Origin of the sequence: Thalassovita sp., assembly GCF_963691685.1 — a bacterium.
In the GTDB taxonomy this organism is placed as follows: Bacteria; Pseudomonadota; Alphaproteobacteria; order Rhodobacterales; family Rhodobacteraceae; genus Thalassobius.
In genome coordinates, this window is sequence record NZ_OY829290.1 from 4,511,001 (window position 1) to 4,526,991 (window position 15,991).

18 protein-coding genes are annotated in these 15,991 nt (G+C 58.0%); 10 read left to right on the top strand and 8 right to left on the bottom strand.

Features of this window, described 5'->3' with window-relative positions; all coding sequences use genetic code 11:
• Positions 1-25 precede the first annotated feature (25 nt).
• Together ACORLH_RS21980 and secB are read left to right on the top strand one after the other, a co-directional pair.
• Positions 26-532, top strand: coding sequence for an FxsA family protein (locus ACORLH_RS21980; RefSeq protein WP_321830454.1), 507 nt, complete (start codon positions 26-28; stop codon positions 530-532).
• A gap of 55 nt (positions 533-587) precedes the next feature.
• Complete coding sequence (secB, locus tag ACORLH_RS21985) at positions 588-1,070, top strand: protein-export chaperone SecB (protein ID WP_321830455.1); 483 nt, start codon at positions 588-590, stop codon at positions 1,068-1,070.
• Between the two features lie 65 nt (positions 1,071-1,135).
• On the opposite strand, the gene dnaQ is transcribed toward secB, so the two are convergent.
• Genes dnaQ through ACORLH_RS22005 form a run of 4 tightly spaced genes read right to left on the bottom strand, consistent with a single transcriptional unit; the run spans position 1,136 to position 3,905 of the window.
• Positions 1,136-1,873: a DNA polymerase III subunit epsilon gene (gene dnaQ / locus ACORLH_RS21990; protein WP_321830456.1), complete on the bottom strand. Its 738-nt coding sequence runs from the start codon at positions 1,871-1,873 to the stop codon at positions 1,136-1,138.
• 3 nt (positions 1,874-1,876) lie between these two features.
• Positions 1,877-2,479, bottom strand: a complete 603-nt coding sequence (coaE, locus tag ACORLH_RS21995) for a dephospho-CoA kinase (RefSeq protein ID WP_321830457.1) — start codon at positions 2,477-2,479, stop codon at positions 1,877-1,879.
• On the bottom strand, positions 2,476-3,309 hold the full coding sequence (locus ACORLH_RS22000) for a shikimate dehydrogenase (protein ID WP_321830458.1): 834 nt from the start codon (positions 3,307-3,309) through the stop codon (positions 2,476-2,478). The genes coaE and ACORLH_RS22000 overlap by 4 nt, the downstream gene beginning before the upstream one ends.
• Positions 3,306-3,905: a Maf family protein gene (locus ACORLH_RS22005; protein ID WP_321830459.1), complete on the bottom strand. Its 600-nt coding sequence runs from the start codon at positions 3,903-3,905 to the stop codon at positions 3,306-3,308. Before ACORLH_RS22005 ends, ACORLH_RS22000 begins: the two co-directional genes overlap by 4 nt.
• Positions 3,906-4,497: 592 nt before the next feature.
• Between ACORLH_RS22005 and rho the strand changes: the two genes are divergently transcribed.
• Genes rho through ACORLH_RS22035 form a run of 6 tightly spaced genes read left to right on the top strand, consistent with a single transcriptional unit; the run spans position 4,498 to position 11,306 of the window.
• The gene (gene rho / locus ACORLH_RS22010; RefSeq protein ID WP_058243788.1) at positions 4,498-5,769 is read left to right on the top strand and encodes a transcription termination factor Rho; all 1,272 of its coding nucleotides are present in this window, start codon (positions 4,498-4,500) and stop codon (positions 5,767-5,769) included.
• 18 nt (positions 5,770-5,787) lie between these two features.
• Entirely contained in the window at positions 5,788-7,074 is a 1,287-nt protein-coding gene (gene mnmE, locus ACORLH_RS22015) for a tRNA uridine-5-carboxymethylaminomethyl(34) synthesis GTPase MnmE (RefSeq protein ID WP_321832872.1), read from the top strand.
• Between the two features lie 3 nt (positions 7,075-7,077).
• Complete coding sequence (mnmG, locus tag ACORLH_RS22020; RefSeq protein ID WP_321830460.1) at positions 7,078-8,955, top strand: tRNA uridine-5-carboxymethylaminomethyl(34) synthesis enzyme MnmG; 1,878 nt, start codon at positions 7,078-7,080, stop codon at positions 8,953-8,955.
• Positions 8,952-9,560, top strand: coding sequence for a 16S rRNA (guanine(527)-N(7))-methyltransferase RsmG (gene rsmG / locus ACORLH_RS22025; protein WP_321830461.1), 609 nt, complete (start codon positions 8,952-8,954; stop codon positions 9,558-9,560). The genes mnmG and rsmG overlap by 4 nt, the downstream gene beginning before the upstream one ends.
• On the top strand, positions 9,553-10,365 hold the full coding sequence (locus ACORLH_RS22030; protein ID WP_321830462.1) for a ParA family protein: 813 nt from the start codon (positions 9,553-9,555) through the stop codon (positions 10,363-10,365). The genes rsmG and ACORLH_RS22030 overlap by 8 nt, the downstream gene beginning before the upstream one ends.
• A 23-nt stretch (positions 10,366-10,388) precedes the next feature.
• A complete protein-coding gene (locus ACORLH_RS22035; protein ID WP_321830464.1) occupies positions 10,389-11,306 on the top strand; it encodes a ParB/RepB/Spo0J family partition protein in 918 nt (305 codons plus the stop codon).
• 42 nt (positions 11,307-11,348) lie between these two features.
• On the opposite strand, the gene ACORLH_RS22040 is transcribed toward ACORLH_RS22035, so the two are convergent.
• The 4 genes from ACORLH_RS22040 to rph are packed head-to-tail and all read right to left on the bottom strand — an operon-like array spanning position 11,349 to position 14,183.
• The gene (locus ACORLH_RS22040) at positions 11,349-11,702 is read right to left on the bottom strand and encodes a YbaN family protein (RefSeq protein ID WP_321830465.1); all 354 of its coding nucleotides are present in this window, start codon (positions 11,700-11,702) and stop codon (positions 11,349-11,351) included.
• A gap of 1 nt (position 11,703) precedes the next feature.
• Positions 11,704-12,822: a radical SAM family heme chaperone HemW gene (gene hemW / locus ACORLH_RS22045; protein WP_321832873.1), complete on the bottom strand. Its 1,119-nt coding sequence runs from the start codon at positions 12,820-12,822 to the stop codon at positions 11,704-11,706.
• 43 nt (positions 12,823-12,865) lie between these two features.
• On the bottom strand, positions 12,866-13,474 hold the full coding sequence (gene rdgB, locus ACORLH_RS22050) for an RdgB/HAM1 family non-canonical purine NTP pyrophosphatase (RefSeq protein WP_321830466.1): 609 nt from the start codon (positions 13,472-13,474) through the stop codon (positions 12,866-12,868).
• Complete coding sequence (rph, locus tag ACORLH_RS22055) at positions 13,467-14,183, bottom strand: ribonuclease PH (protein WP_321830467.1); 717 nt, start codon at positions 14,181-14,183, stop codon at positions 13,467-13,469. Before rph ends, rdgB begins: the two co-directional genes overlap by 8 nt.
• Before the next feature lie 136 nt (positions 14,184-14,319).
• Between rph and hrcA the strand changes: the two genes are divergently transcribed.
• Both hrcA and ACORLH_RS22065 read left to right on the top strand, forming a co-directional pair.
• On the top strand, positions 14,320-15,384 hold the full coding sequence (gene hrcA, locus ACORLH_RS22060; protein ID WP_058243797.1) for a heat-inducible transcriptional repressor HrcA: 1,065 nt from the start codon (positions 14,320-14,322) through the stop codon (positions 15,382-15,384).
• An 18-nt stretch (positions 15,385-15,402) separates the two neighbouring features.
• Positions 15,403-15,972 carry a nucleotide exchange factor GrpE gene (locus ACORLH_RS22065; RefSeq protein WP_321830469.1) on the top strand — a complete coding sequence of 190 codons (570 nt, stop codon included), beginning with the start codon at positions 15,403-15,405 and terminating at the stop codon, positions 15,970-15,972.
• Positions 15,973-15,991: the final 19 nt, after the last annotated feature.

Consider the following 15,991-nt stretch of genomic DNA (forward strand, 5'->3'; position numbering starts at 1 on the left):
GCAACTTACCAGAAAGGGTCAAAATATGTGGCTTCTCTTTGCGTTTATCGGTGTTCCGATCATTGAAATCGCTCTGTTCATTCAGGTTGGCGGTGCAATCGGTACACCTCTGACGCTGCTGATCGTGGTTCTGACGGCGATTTTGGGCACTTACATGGTGCGCCAGCAGGGACGTCTGGCGATTGGAAACCTGCAGAGATCCTTTTCTGAACTGAACGATCCCACCGAACCGCTGGCCCATGGCGCCATGGTGCTGATTTCCGGCGTGCTTCTGCTGACGCCTGGCTTTTTCACCGATGCATTGGGCTTTGCCCTCTTGGTGCCGGCGATCCGATCGGCGGTCTTTCGCTATGCCAAATCCCGGGTGAAGGTTCAGACCTTCTCGATGAGGGGAAGCAGCCAGGGTATGGGGCGCAACGCGTCGCATCATGATGCCCAATCTGGCGCCGAAGGCGTCATTGATGGTGAGTTTACCGAGGTAGATCCCAACAAACGCGCCACCCATCAGCCCTCGGGTTGGACCAAGCATTGAGGCGCTTAGGCCTTCCTGTTAAGGAAGGTCGGAAAGTCTATTTTGGGAGAAGAAAATGGCTGACAACGGTGCTGCACAGCCGCAGGCCCCCGCGATCAAGATGAACATCCTGAACCAGTTCATCCGCGACATGTCCTTTGAAAACATCCTGGCCCAAAAAGGCGCCCAGGGTGAGGTTCAGCCGGACGTCAATGTTCAGGTGAACCTGGATGCCAAGAAACGCTCGGCCGAGCATCAGTACGAAGTGGCGATCAAGCTGCAGGTGACCTCGGATAACAAATCCGGCGATGACAAGCTGTTCATTCTGGAACTGGACTACGTAGGTCTGTTCCACATTGAAAACGTCCCCGAGGACCAGCTGCATCCGTTCCTGCTGATCGAATGCCCGCGCCTGCTGTTCCCCTTCCTGCGCCGCATCGTGTCCGACGTGACCCGCGACGGTGGCTTCCCGCCGCTGAACCTGGAAAACATCGACTTCATGCAGCTCTACCGTAATGAGCTGGCGCGCCGCGCACAGGCCGAAGCCCCTGCAAACTAAGCATCGGTTTCTGGAGAAAATTCAAAGGCCTGGCAGATCACCTGCCGGGCCTTTTTAGTTGGCGCTTATTGGCTTAGCTTGGTCCAAAGCGCATCATCGCCCATCTTGGCGACAAATTCGCCATGCGCCTCTTTCTCGGCCTCAGTGATGCGTGGGGGCAGGGGTGCTGGCCGCGGGAAGGGGCGCCAATCATCGCCTGCGGCGCCATCACCGCCGCCGGATGTGGCAACACTCGACAGGGCGAAATCCGGCTGCCGGCCGCCGATCATTTCCAGATAGACGTCAGCCAGAATTTCCGAGTCGAGCAACGCGCCGTGCAGCACCCGGTTGGAGTTATCGATGCCATAACGACGGCAGAGCGCATCCAGCGTCGCAGGGGAGCCGGGGAACTTCTTGCGCGCCATTGCCAGCGTGTCCAGCGACTGATCCATCGGCAGGGTGCGGAAGCCGTTGCGCCGCAGTTCTGCGTTCAGAAAGCGCATGTCGAACTTCGCGTTATGGATCACCATCTGGGAATCCTGCACAAAATCCAGAAACCCCTGCGCCACCTCTTTGAACAGGGGTTTATCGCGCAGCGTAACCTGACCGGGTTGGGGATCTTGTGGGGGTTCCAGCAGATCGGGGCCGATCCCATGCACACCAAAGGCCTCATTCGGCATCATGCGTTCAGGGTTGCAATAAACGTGATAGGTTTTGCCGGTCGGCATGTGGTTGAGCAGCTCAAGACACCCGATTTCAACGATCCTATCGCTGCCTTCAGCCTCAAATCCCGTGGTTTCGGTATCGAGAACGATCTGACGCATCGCTTAAGCCCCCTTTTCAGCCCCCATACGGGCCCGGATATCGCGCAGCACCTCATGCACTTGTTCGCGGGCGTGGTCCAGCGTATCCGTTTCAATCTCATAATCAGCGCGCGCGCGTTTTTCGGCAATAGGCATCTGTTTGGCGCGGATCGCTTGAAACTGTGCTTCGGTCATCGTGCCGCGCGCCATCACCCGCTGTTTCTGAGTGTCGGCATCGACGTAAACTGTAGCGGTGGCGTCCATCGCCTGATCCCCGCCGGTTTCAAACAGCAGCGGGATGTCAAAGACCAAAATGTCAGCCTCAGCCGCAGCGATAAATTCCGCACGATCTGCACCGACCAAGGGATGCACAATCGCCTCAATCCGCTTCAGCACGCTGGCATCGGCCGAAATCAGCTGTTTCAGCACCTCACGTGACACAGCACCGTCAATGATCGCCTCGGGGAAGGCATCTGCCATAGGGGCCACTGCAGCGCCGCCAGCGCTATAGATCCGATGTACGGCGGCATCCGCATCCCAGATCGCGCAGCCCTCAGCGGCGAAAAGCTTCGCCGTTGTGGATTTCCCCATCCCGATGGACCCGGTCAGCCCCAGTTTAAACGTCATCTCAGAAGCACCGCGCGGATATCGGCATCCACCACCGGACGCTGACCAAACCAACGCTCAAATCCGGGCACAGCCTGATGAATGAGCATACCCAATCCATCGACAGTCACGCAGCCCATCTCCTCAGCTTCGCGCAGAAGTCGGGTCTGCAGGGGGTTGTATACAAGGTCAGTGACCAGGGCGCCCTTCTGCAACCCATCCAGCGGCACCCGCAGTTCCTGTTGACCCACCATGCCCAGGCTGGTGGTGTTCACCACCGTGGCCGAATCCTCCAACATATTGCCGGCCTGAACCCAATCTACCACCTTGATTTTAGTACCAAAATCAGATTGCAGTGCCTCCGCCCGTGCACGTGTTCTGTTGCTGAGGAAAATCTCGGGCACACCGGCGTCCAGCAGGGAGGCCAGGACCGCCCGCGCCGCACCGCCGGCCCCCAGAACCGCCGCAGGTCCGGCCTTGGTATCCCAGTCAGGCGCGTTCTGACGCAGGTTTTCAATGAAGCCATAGCCATCCGTATTGTCGGCATGGATCCGGCCATCCTCCAGGAAGATCAGCGTGTTTGCAGCACCAATAAGCGTGGCGCGATCCGTCACCACATCTGCCAGCCGAATGGCGGCTTCTTTATGCGGTACAGTAACGTTGACCCCGACAAATCCCGCCTTGGGCAGGGTCCGCAGGACCTGTTCAAAATCCTCCGGCGCAACATCCATCGGAACGTAGTGACCCGGCAGCCCCATCTTGCGCAGCCAGGTGCCATGCAACAGGGGGGATTTCGAATGCGCTATGGGGGAACCGATCACCCCAGCCAACGGAATTTTGGGCCCGCTCATTGTTGCAAATCTCCTCGCAGGGTCAGGTAGTTGAGCATTTCCATCAAAGGCAAACCTAGAACAGTGAAATAGTCGCCGTCTACACGTGAGAACAGGCGCACACCTTCACCTTCCAGCTGGTAACCGCCGACACAATGCGAAATCTCCGGCCAGTTGCGATCCAGATAGCCATCCAGGAAATCATCCGAAAACGCCCGCATCCGAAGCCTCACCTGACCGATGTGACGCCAGATCGGCTTGCCGCCCTCACATATAACTGCTGCTGATAACAGCATATGACGCTCCCCGCGCATCTGCTGCAACTGCTGGCGGGCCTCTTCAACACTCGCGGGTTTGGACAGTAGCTGCCCACCCAGGTCCAGCACCTGATCACAACCAATAACCAGCGAATCAGGATTTTTTTCGCTTATTTTCAAGGCCTTCATCTCGGCCAACGTATCCGCAACGTCGCGCGGCGGCGCATTTTCAGCCAGCAGAGAGGCCTTCACCATCTCTTCATCGATTCGCGGCTTGATGATTCGCACCGGAATCCCGGCATTTTCCATCAGCTGGCGCCGAATTTCGGATCCCGACGCGAGTATCAGTTTTTTTTCCATTTTTTTCGCTCATCCGAACGTGTGGATAACCCAGTGGGAAACCACGCTAACTCCCCTGTGGAGAGGTTTGGATGGTTCCGTGAACTTTTTCAAGCTGTGAGAAACTCACCCAACTTCAAGGCGAATCCCCATTCCTTCTCCCCTTGGGGCAATGATAACCGCGAAACTGTGGGAATCCGGGGATCTCCCGCCGGAATCCAAAGTTTTCCAACAGAGCTATAAACAGCCAAACCGGACCGCTAAGTTATTGAGAAATAAGTTCAGAATCGGGACTCTGAGCACCCTGTTGGATTCGGTTTTCCAGACAGTTTTCAACAATGAGAAAATCACGTGAAAAGCCCTTGGGATAAGTCGCTAATCCACAGAAAATCACCTGCCTATTATCAAAATCAAAAAAATCTTTTTCTTAAATTTCTTTAAGAGGGCTCTCAGGCGCATTCTCAGATCGTGCTCATGGCCGTCGACAGCGTTTCTGAGAATTGACTCAAAATCTCGACGCCCCTAAGAAGGGTTCAACGCCTCGTCCGAGGCAGTGACTTCCACATCATCTCAGTGAGTGCAGCGCCAGATGGCGTTGACGCAGGATTTTTCTATGACTGAACAGCGTCTGAACCTTTCGGATCTCAAAGCCAAAAGCCCCAAAGACCTCGTCTCCCAGGCTGAAGAGCTGGAGATCGAAAATGCCTCGACCATGCGTAAAGGCGAGATGATGTTCCAGATTCTCCGTGAAATGGCGGATGAAGGCTGGATCATCGGTGGTGACGGCGTTTTGGAGGTTCTGCAAGACGGCTTTGGCTTCCTGCGCTCGCCCGAAGCGAACTACCTGCCGGGTCCCGATGACATCTATGTCTCACCCGAAATGATCCGCAAATTCTCACTTCGGACCGGTGACACCGTTTCTGGCGTGATCAAAGCGCCGGAAGAAAACGAACGTTATTTTGCGCTGACCGAGGTTGAGACCATCAACTTCGAAGAACCGGCCAAAGCCCGTCACAAGATTGCCTTTGATAACCTGACGCCGCTCTACCCGGATGAGCGTCTGCAGATGGAAATCGAAGACCCGACCATCAAAGACCGTTCCGCCCGGATCATCGACCTGGTCGCGCCGATCGGGAAAGGTCAGCGTTCGCTGATCGTGGCCCCGCCGCGCACCGGTAAGACGGTTCTGCTGCAGAACATCGCCCATAGCATCGAGAAAAATCACCCCGAGTGTTATCTGATCGTCCTTTTGATCGATGAACGCCCGGAAGAGGTGACCGACATGCAGCGATCGGTGAAAGGGGAGGTGATTTCCTCAACCTTTGACGAACCTGCGACCCGCCACGTCGCTGTGTCTGAGATGGTGATGGAAAAGGCCAAACGGCTGGTCGAACACAAACGTGACGTTGTGATCCTCTTGGACTCGATCACCCGTCTGGGCCGTGCCTTCAACACTGTTGTGCCGTCCTCGGGTAAGGTTCTGACCGGTGGTGTGGACGCCAACGCGCTGCAGCGCCCGAAACGTTTCTTCGGTGCCGCGCGTAACGTCGAAGAGGGTGGTTCGCTGACCATCATCGCGACCGCGCTGATCGACACCGGTAGCCGCATGGATGAGGTAATCTTTGAAGAATTCAAAGGCACCGGTAACTCGGAAATTGTGCTGGATCGCAAGGTTGCAGACAAACGCGTCTTCCCGGCGATGGACATCCTCAAATCCGGCACTCGGAAGGAGGATCTGCTGGTCGATGCGAAGAATCTGCAGAAAACCTTTGTTCTGCGCCGCATCCTGAACCCGATGGGCACCACGGACGCGATCGAGTTCCTGATCTCCAAGCTGAAACAGACCAAGACGAACGGCGAGTTCTTCGATTCAATGAACGGCTAACGCTGTCGGGGGCCCATGATGGACACGATCTTCGCCCTTGCCACCGCCCACGGCAAGGCCGGGGTGGCGGTGATCCGGATCTCTGGTCCGCAGGCGATTGTAGCTGGCGAACGTCTGGCTGGCCGGTTGCCCGATCCGCGCCGTGCAGGGCTGCGTTTGTTGCGCGATTCTGGCGGAGTTCGGCTGGATGAGGCTCTGATTCTGACGTTTGAAGACCGCGCCAGCTTTACTGGGGAACAGGTGGTGGAACTGCAATTGCACGGCTCCGTCGCCGTCGTCGGCGCAGTATTGCGTGAGCTGGGCACAATCGACGGTCTGCGCCAGGCGGAACCGGGTGAATTTACCCGCCGTGCCTTGGAAAACGGTCGTTTGGATCTGGCCCAGGTCGAAGGGCTTGCTGATCTGATCGAAGCCGAAACCGAAGCACAACGGCGTCAGGCGCTGCGGGTGCTATCCGGTGATCTGGGCACAAAAGCCGAGGGATGGCGTAAGGACTTGATCCGCGCCGCCGCCCTGATCGAAGCCACCATCGATTTCGCTGACGAAGATGTGCCGGTTGATGTCTCCCCCGAGGTGACGGAACTGCTTGATCGGGTCATGGCTTCCCTGAGTGCTGAGATCGCAGGTGTCTCCGCAGCGGAACGTGTGCGTACGGGGTTTGAGGTGGCGATCGTTGGCGCGCCAAATGTCGGAAAATCTACACTTCTCAACGCCTTAGCTGGTCGCGATGCGGCGATCACCTCAGAATTTGCGGGCACAACCCGGGACGTGATTGAGGTCCGAATGGATATCGCTGGCCTGCCCGTGACTCTGCTCGATACCGCTGGTCTGCGTGAAACCCAGGATAAGATCGAAGAGATTGGTATTCAGCGCGCCCGCGAAAGGGCAGGGCTGGCGGATCTGCGGGTTTTTCTGGTGGAGGACGATCAACGCCCCGATTTCACGCCCGAGGCAGACGATATCGTCTTGAAAGCCAAGGCCGACCTCTTAGATGACAAATCCGGGGCGGTTTCCGGGGTCAGTGGTGACGGTGTGGCGAATCTGATAGATTTGTTGTCTGAAAAACTGTCTCAGCGAACCGCAAATATCGGCATCGCCACCCGCGAACGCCATCGTATCGCGATGGAACGCGCGGTTGAGGCGCTGACCGCCGCCAAAATGTTTGCCGCGATGGGGGAGGATATGACCGAACTCGCCGCGGAAGAAATGCGCACTGGCATTCGGGCGTTGGACGCTCTGGTCGGGCGTATTGACGTTGAAAACCTGCTGGATGAGATCTTCGCCAGCTTCTGTCTTGGGAAGTAAGGAGTGTTTCACGTGAAACAATTCGACTTCGATGTGATTGTGATCGGCGCCGGACATGCCGGCTGCGACGCGGCCAGCGCCGCCGCACGGATGGGCGCACGCACTGCTTTGGTCACGCTGAAACGGGAAGGCATCGGCGTGATGTCCTGCAACCCGGCCATCGGTGGCCTGGGCAAGGGGCATTTGGTGCGCGAAGTGGATGCTTTGGACGGCGTGATGGGCCGTGTTGCGGATGCCGCTGGCATTCAGTTTCGCCTGCTCAATCGCCGCAAAGGCCCTGCTGTGCAAGGTCCGCGCGCGCAATCTGACCGCAAGATCTACCGCGAAACTATGTTGGCTGAGATGGAAGCCCAACAGGGGTTAGAGATCGTAGAAGGCGAAGCCACCGATTTCATCATGCAGGGCGACACCGTGTCTGGTGTTGTTCTGGCTGATGGGCATGAGTTGCAGGCTAAGCAGGTTGTCCTGACCACCGGCACCTTTTTGCGTGGTGTGATCCATATCGGCGATGTTCAAAAACCAGGCGGCCGGATGGGCGACAAACCTTCGGTCAAGCTGGCGGAGCGGATCGACAGTTTTGATCTGCCTCTAGGGCGTCTGAAAACCGGCACGCCGCCGCGTCTGGACGGCCGCACGATTAAATGGGATCTGCTGGACAGTCAGCCGGGCGATGATGAACCGGTGCTGTTTTCCTTCATGTCCGATAAGGTAACGGCGCCGCAGATTTCATGCGGGATCACCCACACCAACGAACGCACCCACCAGATTATCCGAGACAATCTGGATCGATCCGCCATGTATGGCGGACACATCGATGGGGTAGGGCCACGCTATTGCCCTTCGATCGAGGATAAGATCGTGCGGTTTGCCGATAAAACCTCGCATCAGGTGTTCCTGGAGCCTGAGGGCGCTGACGATCACACGGTTTATCCAAACGGGATTTCGACCTCATTGCCTGAAGAGGTTCAGCTGGACTACGTCCGCTCCATCTACGGGTTGGAGGAGGCTGTGATCCTGCAGCCGGGCTATGCGATTGAGTATGACTACGTGGATCCGCGCGCTTTGGATGCACATCTGAGCGTGAAAACCGTGCCTGGCCTGTTCCTTGCGGGCCAAATCAACGGCACGACCGGTTACGAAGAAGCTGCAGCACAGGGGCTTGTTGCCGGATTGAACGCCGCCGCGCGCGCGTTGGGCAAAGATCCCGTTAGTTTCAGCAGGTCTGACAGCTACATCGGCGTGATGATCGACGATCTGACAACGCGCGGCGTGACAGAACCCTATCGGATGTTCACGTCCCGCGCCGAATTCCGGCTGTCCTTGCGGGCGGATAACGCGGATCAGCGGTTGACGCCGAAGGCGATTGAACACGGCTTTGCCTCACCTGCGCGTCAAGCAGCGTTTGAGGATAAGATGGCCCGTCTGGAGGCGGGGCGGAAACGGTTGGAAGAGGCTTCGTTTACACCGCGGCAATTGGCGGAACATGGGTTCAAGATCAACCAGGACGGTGCGCGCCGCAGCCTGTTTCAGGTTTTGGCGTTTCCTGATGTCGACTTTGCCAAGTTGATGGAGTTGGATGCCACCTTGGCGGAGATCGATCCAAACACCCAATCCCAGTTGGAAAAAGATGCGCTTTACGCCAATTACATTCAGCGGCAACAGCGTGATGTTGAGGCGGTGAAACGGGATGAGCAACAGGTCATTCCCGATGATTTCTCGTATGATGTGATTGATGGGCTGTCGAATGAGCTGAAGCTGAAGCTGAACGCCGCACGCCCGGCAAGCCTATCCCAGGCGGCACGGGTTGATGGCATGACGCCGGCGGCATTGACCCTTTTGCTTGCCAAACTGCGGCAAGCCAAGCGGGAGAAACGCGCGTGAGGGAGATTGGACTGGATGTTTCACGTGAAACATTGGATCAGCTGGACGCCTATGTTGCGCTGTTGGAAAAGTGGAACCCGCGGATCAACCTGGTGGCCCGCTCCACATTGAGCCAATTGTGGGATCGTCACTTCGTCGATTCCGCGCAGATTTTCAAATATGCGCCGGAGAATGCTCAACATTGGGTGGATCTGGGCAGCGGCGGCGGATTTCCCGGACTTGTGGTTGCGGTGCTGGCGAAAGAGTTGCGGCCGGACATGCGGGTGACGCTGGTCGAAAGCGATACCCGCAAAGCAACCTTCTTGCGCACGGTGATCCGCGAACTTGCGCTACCGGCTAAGGTGCTGGATTCCCGGATTGAAGCGTTGGATCCTTTGCAGGCTGACGTCTTGTCAGCGCGGGCCTTGGCGGATTTGACGGCGTTGCTTGGCTTTGCTGAACAACATATGCGCAAGGATGGCATGGCGCTGTTTCCAAAAGGTGCCACCTGGGAAAAAGAACTGACGGACGCGCAGCAATCGTGGCGATTCGACCATGAGCGTTTTACAAGTAAGACAGAAGCTGAGGCCGTTATTTTCAGAATCAGGGAAGTTGCACATGTCTGATCCCACGCGTTTGCCGGGGCCCAAGATCATCTCCGTCGCCAACCAGAAGGGCGGGGTGGGGAAAACCACGACCACGATCAACCTTGGCGCCGCTTTGGCTGCGCAGGGGATGAAGGTTTTGGTGGTGGATCTGGACCCGCAGGGCAACGCCTCCACTGGGCTTGGCGTGGAAAATGACGCACGCGAATACACGACCTATGAGTTGCTGTTGGACGATGTGGAGCTTAGCACCGTTATCCAGGCCACTGGCACCGAAGGTCTGAGCATCATTCCGGCCACGGTGGATCTGAGCTCGGCCGATATTGAGCTGATTTCGAATGAAAAGCGGGTGTTCCTGCTGCATGACGCGCTGCGTCAGCACGCGATGGATACGTTTGAATATGACTACATCCTGATCGATTGCCCGCCGTCGCTGAACCTTCTTACGGTAAATGCGATGGTTGCGTCCCATTCGGTTCTGGTGCCGCTGCAGTCAGAATTCTTCGCACTGGAAGGTCTGTCACAGTTGATGCTGACCATCCGTGAGGTGCGCAGCACCGCCAATCGGGATCTGCGGATCGAGGGGATCGTGCTGACCATGTATGATGCCCGCAACAACCTGTCGCAACAGGTGGAGGCTGATGCGCGCGATAACCTGGGTGAACTGGTGTTCGAAACCGTGATTCCGCGGAATGTCCGCGTGTCCGAGGCGCCATCTTACGCGGTTTCAGTTCTGGAGTATGATCCGCAGTCGAAAGGCGCGCAGTCTTACCTGCAGTTGGCCAAGGAACTGCTGGGTAAAAACGTTAAAATCGCCGCTCAATAAGCAAAAATATAAGAGGAGGCACCATGAGCGATCGTCCTAAATCCCGGGGATTGGGCCGCGGCTTGTCCGCATTGATGGCAGATGTTACGCCGCCAGCCGCTGTTGCCGAAGGGCAGGGGGAGGCTACGCGTCGTCCCGATATGATGGTGCCGATTGAAAAGGTCCATCCAAACCCGGATCAGCCGCGCCGGACCTTTACCAAGGAACAGCTGGATGAACTGGCTGCCTCGATCAAGGAAAAGGGTATCATCCAGCCGCTGGTCGTGCGGGCCCGTCCCGGTGATGCCGGTGCCTATGAGATCGTGGCGGGGGAACGTCGCTGGCGCGCTGCACAGATCGCGATGCAGCACACGATCCCCGTTGTTGTGCGTGACTTCGATGACACCGAAGTGCTGGAAGTTGCGATCATCGAAAACATCCAGCGTGCCGACCTGAACCCGGTGGAAGAGGCGGCTGGTTACAAGGCGCTGATGGACAAGTTTGGCCACACGCAGGAAAAGCTGTCCGAGGTGCTGGGCAAGAGCCGGTCGTATATCGCGAACCTAGTGCGCCTGCTGCAGTTGCCGGAGGAGGTGCAGGAGTTTCTGCGCGATGGCAAGCTGAGCGCGGGCCATGCCCGGGCGTTGATTACATCTGACGACGCGGTGTCTCTGGCGAAGAAAGTGATCAGCTCCGGCCTGTCGGTGCGTGAAACCGAAAGACTGGCCAAGAAATCCGTTACCGAACTGTCCGAAATGGATCAGCCCCGGCCGAAGCCCGCGCGTAAATCGGTTGAGAAAGACGCCGACACTCGTGCGTTGGAGGCGGACCTGTCCGCAGCGCTGCGCATGAAGGTCTCAATCGATCATGACGCTGGCGGCGAAAGCGGCAAACTGGTCATTTCCTATGAGGATTTCGACGGTTTGGATGAGCTGTGCCGCAAGCTGTCGGTGGTCAGCTGATCTGTTTCACGTGAAACAAAGCGCATCGGACCATTGAATGCTTCAGTGGTCCGGGCGGGTCCAGATGAACAGCATGACGCAGCTTAGCGTCACGGCTTGGATCGCCAGAACGTGCCATGGCAGTTGCGCGATCAGCGAGATGGAAAACACCACCACAACAGAAATGGTTGCGTAGCGTTTGGCGCGGGGATTGATGGCGCCGCGTTCCTGCCATTCCAATATCGATGGCCCGAATGTTGGGTGGCTGATCAGCCAATTGTGCAGTCGCTCGCTGGAGCGGGCGAAACAGAAGGCGGCCAAAAGCATGAAAGGGACGGTGGGCAGCAGCGGTAGGAAAACGCCGATTGCCCCAAGTGCCAGGGCGATCAGCCCAAATGCGGCCCAGATAATGCGCATCTTATTCCACCAGCAGTTCTTTGATGATCGCATTGAGGACCATCCGGCCCTCCTCTGTCACTTGGACAGAATGCCTCGTTTCGCGGATCATTCCGATCTCTGTCAGATAGCGCAGTTTGTCTGCGTTCAAGGGCTGACCGGCCATGTTTTCGTAACGAGTTTTGTCTAGGCCATCACTGACCCGAAGCCCCATCATCAGGTATTCACCCGCTTGATCTAGTGGGTCAATCGGGTGACGTTCTTCCAGCGGGGCCAGACCTTCGGCGGCGTGCAGCCATTTGCTAGGTGTGCGTTCGGCATCGGTGGCCATGCGCCGCCCATCCACTGTGATGCGGCCATGAGCACCGGGGCCAATGCCAATGAAATCACCGTAACGCCAATAAATCAGGTTGTGGCGGCTTTCGGCGCCGGGTTTGGCGTGGTTTGAGACCTCATAAGCCTCCATCCCGGCGGCGCCGCAGATCTCTTGCGTGGCGGCATACATATCTGCCGAGGTGTCATCTTCGGGCAGGCCACGCAGCAAGCCGCGATCATAACGATCACCAAAGGCCGTGCCTTGTTCGATGGTCAGCTGATAGAGCGAGAGGTGATCAATCGCCATGCTCAGCGCCTCTTTCAGTTCCGCGCGCCAATCCTCCAGCGTTTGGTCCTGACGGGCGTAGATCAGATCGAAGCTGACCCGTTCAAACTGATTGCGGGCAATGTCAAAGGCGGCGCGGGCTTCTTCCACGCTGTGAATGCGGCCCAGACGTTTCAGATCACGGTCATTCAGGGCCTGAATCCCCATCGAAACGCGCGAGACGCCGGCCTGTGCGTAGTCATGGAAGCGGCCGGCCTCCACCGATCCGGGGTTGGCCTCAAGCGTGACCTCCAGGTCGTTCGCTTGCGGCCAGAGCTGGCGGATGCGGTCCAGCACGCCATGCACCACCTCAGGGTCCATCAGCGAGGGCGTGCCGCCACCAAAGAAGACTGAGGTCAGCACACGATCCGGCAGCTCCTCGGCGTAGCGATCCAGTTCGGACAGATAGGCCCTAAGCCAGCGTTTCTGGTCTATTTCACGGGAAACATGCGAGTTGAAATCGCAGTAAGGGCATTTGGCCGCGCAGAACGGCCAATGCATGTAAAGGCCGAAGCCCCCTTGTCGCCAATCCTCTGTGACGAAATCAGCCAAAACAGCCTTTCAGGAAGGCCTGAACTGCACGGCCACGGTGGCTGATGCGGTTCTTTTCTTCCTTCTCCATCTCGGCGCAGGTGATGTCATAGCCATCCGGCATGAACATCGGATCATAGCCAAAGCCGTGTTCGCCACGGATCGGCCAGACCAGATTGCCGGGCATCACCCCTTCGAACACCTCATCATGACCATCAGGCCAGGCCAGCACCAGGGTACAGCGGAACTGGGCCGAGCGCGGCGCATCAGGACCTTTGGCGGTGATCTCATCATTGGCGCGGGTCATCGCGATCATGAAGTCCCGACCAGAGCCTGTTTCAGCCCAATCCGCCGTGTAGACACCAGGGGCGCCGTCCAGCGCATCGATGGTGATCCCGCTGTCATCGCTGAGGGCAGGGAGGCCGGTGGCCTGCGCGGCGGCATGGGCCTTGATCCGGGCGTTGCCGACGAACGTGTCCTCGGTCTCTTCCGGTTCCGGCAGATCCATTTCGGCGGCACCCACCACGGACACGCCGTGGGGGGCCAGGATTTCGGTGATCTCTTGCAGCTTGCCCGCGTTGTGGGTGGCCACAAGGATCTTATCACCCGCAAACTTACGCATTGACTGCAGCCATCTGTGCGGCGACCAGTTCGGCCACGCCTTTTTCAGCCAGATCCAGCAGCTGGTTCATCTGGTCACGGGAATAGGTGGCGCCTTCGGCGGACATCTGGGTTTCGATCATTTGACCGTTGCCCAGCATGATGAAATTGCCATCAACGCCAGCCTCAGAATCCTCAGGGTAGTCCAGATCCAGCACCGGCTGACCGGCGTAGATGCCGCAGGACACGGCCGCAACCGGTGAAATCAGCGGGTCCGAGGTGACCTGACCGGTCTTCATCAGTTTCTGAACCGCTAGCTTCAGCGCAACCCAACCGCCGGTGATTGAGGCGCAGCGGGTGCCGCCATCGGCCTGAATGACGTCACAGTCGACGGTGATCTGACGTTCGCCCAGGGCGGAGCGATCGACGCCGGCGCGCAGGGAACGGCCGATCAGGCGCTGGATTTCAACGGTCCGGCCACCCTGTTTGCCCATCGCAGCTTCGCGGCGCATGCGTGAGGTGGTCGAACGCGGCAGCATACCGTATTCTGCGGTTACCCAGCCCAGGCCCGACCCTTTGATGAAAGGAGGCACACGATCCTCAAGGGTGGCGGTGCACAGCACGTGGGTGTCGCCCATGCGGATCATGCAGGAGCCTTCGGCGTGTTTGGTCACATTGGTTTCAATGGAAACCGGGCGCATTTCGTTGAGTTCTCTTCCGGAAGGACGCATCTCAAAATTCCTCTGTTCGATTTGCCTGCGGGGATACAGGGCAGAAGGGGCGGCTGGCAAGGGCTGCGGAGGGGTTTGGCGTAAGCGTGATTGACCTTTCTGGACGATCCTCTTTAATGGGGTGCCGAGGATGAGCATGACAGATCGCAGCAAAATTCTAGAAGAGATGAATGACCGCTCGCGCGAAGTGTTTCGACGCGTTGTTGAAGGCTATCTGACCACTGGGGAGCCGGTGGGGTCCCGCAGCCTGACCCGCGAGATGAGTGAGAAGGTCAGCGCCGCCACCATCCGCAATGTGATGGGCGATCTGGAGTATCTGGGCCTTTTGGACAGCCCCCATGTCAGCGCCGGCCGGGTTCCAACGCAGCAGGGTCTGCGGATGTTTGTAGACGGGCTGTTGGAGGTGCGCGATCTGGACCACACGGACCGGCACGCATTGGATCAGACGGTGACCAGCAATGCAGGCGACGTGCAGGATGTGCTCGATCGGGTCTCCACCGCGCTGTCGGGGGTGACACAGGGGGCCTCACTGGTGCTGGCGCCCAAACATGAGGCGGCGATCAAACACGTTGAATTTGTCTCTCTTGCGGCGGATCGGGCCCTTGTTGTGCTGGTGTTCTCAGACGGGCACGTGGAAAACAGGGTCTTCACCCCGCCGCCCGGTCTGACACCCTCGGCCATGCGGGAAGCGGCGAATTTTGTGAATGCCTTTGTTGAAGGCAAGACGCTGAGCGATTTGCGCCAGTCGATGAAACAGCAGATCGATGCCCGCCGGCAGGAGATTGACACCCTGGCCCATGCGCTGATCGACAGCGGACTGGCGGTCTGGGCCGAAGACGGTGATCAGCATGAGCGACTCATCGTGCGGGGGCGGTCGAATCTGTTGCAAAATGAAGGCGCCGAAGAGGACCTGAACCGCATCCGCGAGTTGTTTGATGATCTGGAGCGCAAGCGGGATATCGCTGATTTCCTCGATTTGACCGAGGCAGGCGACGGCGTTCGCATTTTTATTGGCTCTGAGAACAAACTTTTCTCACTTTCGGGTTCCTCTTTGGTGGTCTCTCCATATATGAACGCTGACCGTAAGATTGTTGGTGCGGTGGGGGTGATTGGCCCCACGCGACTGAACTATGGCCGGATCGTCCCGATTGTGGATTACACGGCGCAGTTGGTCGGGCGGATGATTTCCGACCGCAGCTAAAGTTGGAAAAGGTGGCACATGCCTAGAGAAGACGAATTCCTCGACGATATCGAGACCGCCGAAGCGGAGCTGGAAGCTGAAGAGCTGGCCGAAGAAGAGGCGCTGGAGCTGGAAGAAGAAGTGGATGAGCTGGAGGCGCTGCGCGCCGAACGCGACGATTTCCGCGACAAGTTCATGCGTGCCCTAGCCGATGCTGAAAACTCGCGCAAACGTGCCGACAAGCAGCGCCGCGAGGCTGAGCAATACGGTGGCTCCAAGCTGGCACGTGACATGCTGCCGGTTTACGACAACCTGCAGCGGGCGATGGATGCGGTCAGCGACGAACAGCGCGAAGCCATGGGCGCGATGCTGGAAGGTCTGGAGCTGACGCTGCGCGAGCTGAAGAACACCTTCAAGAAACACGGCATCGAAGTGATCGCCCCGGCGGTGGGTGACAAGTTTGATCCGAACGAACACGAAGCCATGTTCGAAGCGCCGGTGCCTGGCACCAAGGCGGGGGAGATCATCCAGGTTTCGGCCGTGGGCTTCATGCTGCACGATCGCCTGCTGCGTCCGGCGCAGGTCGGCGTCAGCTCGATGACGGAATAAAACTCATACCCTTGGTCGC

Coding starts and splice junctions, on each gene's coding strand:
- ACORLH_RS21980 (WP_321830454.1), top strand. CDS start 26: ATGTGGCTTCTCTTTGCGTTTATCGGTGTTCCGATCATTGAAATCGCT.
- secB (WP_321830455.1), top strand. CDS start 588: ATGGCTGACAACGGTGCTGCACAGCCGCAGGCCCCCGCGATCAAGATG.
- dnaQ (WP_321830456.1), bottom strand. CDS start 1,873: ATGCGTCAGATCGTTCTCGATACCGAAACCACGGGATTTGAGGCTGAA.
- coaE (WP_321830457.1), bottom strand. CDS start 2,479: ATGACGTTTAAACTGGGGCTGACCGGGTCCATCGGGATGGGGAAATCC.
- ACORLH_RS22000 (WP_321830458.1), bottom strand. CDS start 3,309: ATGAGCGGGCCCAAAATTCCGTTGGCTGGGGTGATCGGTTCCCCCATA.
- ACORLH_RS22005 (WP_321830459.1), bottom strand. CDS start 3,905: ATGGAAAAAAAACTGATACTCGCGTCGGGATCCGAAATTCGGCGCCAG.
- rho (WP_058243788.1), top strand. CDS start 4,498: ATGACTGAACAGCGTCTGAACCTTTCGGATCTCAAAGCCAAAAGCCCC.
- mnmE (WP_321832872.1), top strand. CDS start 5,788: ATGGACACGATCTTCGCCCTTGCCACCGCCCACGGCAAGGCCGGGGTG.
- ACORLH_RS22030 (WP_321830462.1), top strand. CDS start 9,553: ATGTCTGATCCCACGCGTTTGCCGGGGCCCAAGATCATCTCCGTCGCC.
- ACORLH_RS22035 (WP_321830464.1), top strand. CDS start 10,389: ATGAGCGATCGTCCTAAATCCCGGGGATTGGGCCGCGGCTTGTCCGCA.
- ACORLH_RS22040 (WP_321830465.1), bottom strand. CDS start 11,702: ATGCGCATTATCTGGGCCGCATTTGGGCTGATCGCCCTGGCACTTGGG.
- hemW (WP_321832873.1), bottom strand. CDS start 12,822: ATGCATTGGCCGTTCTGCGCGGCCAAATGCCCTTACTGCGATTTCAAC.
- rdgB (WP_321830466.1), bottom strand. CDS start 13,474: ATGCGTAAGTTTGCGGGTGATAAGATCCTTGTGGCCACCCACAACGCG.
- rph (WP_321830467.1), bottom strand. CDS start 14,183: ATGCGTCCTTCCGGAAGAGAACTCAACGAAATGCGCCCGGTTTCCATT.
- hrcA (WP_058243797.1), top strand. CDS start 14,320: ATGACAGATCGCAGCAAAATTCTAGAAGAGATGAATGACCGCTCGCGC.
- ACORLH_RS22065 (WP_321830469.1), top strand. CDS start 15,403: ATGCCTAGAGAAGACGAATTCCTCGACGATATCGAGACCGCCGAAGCG.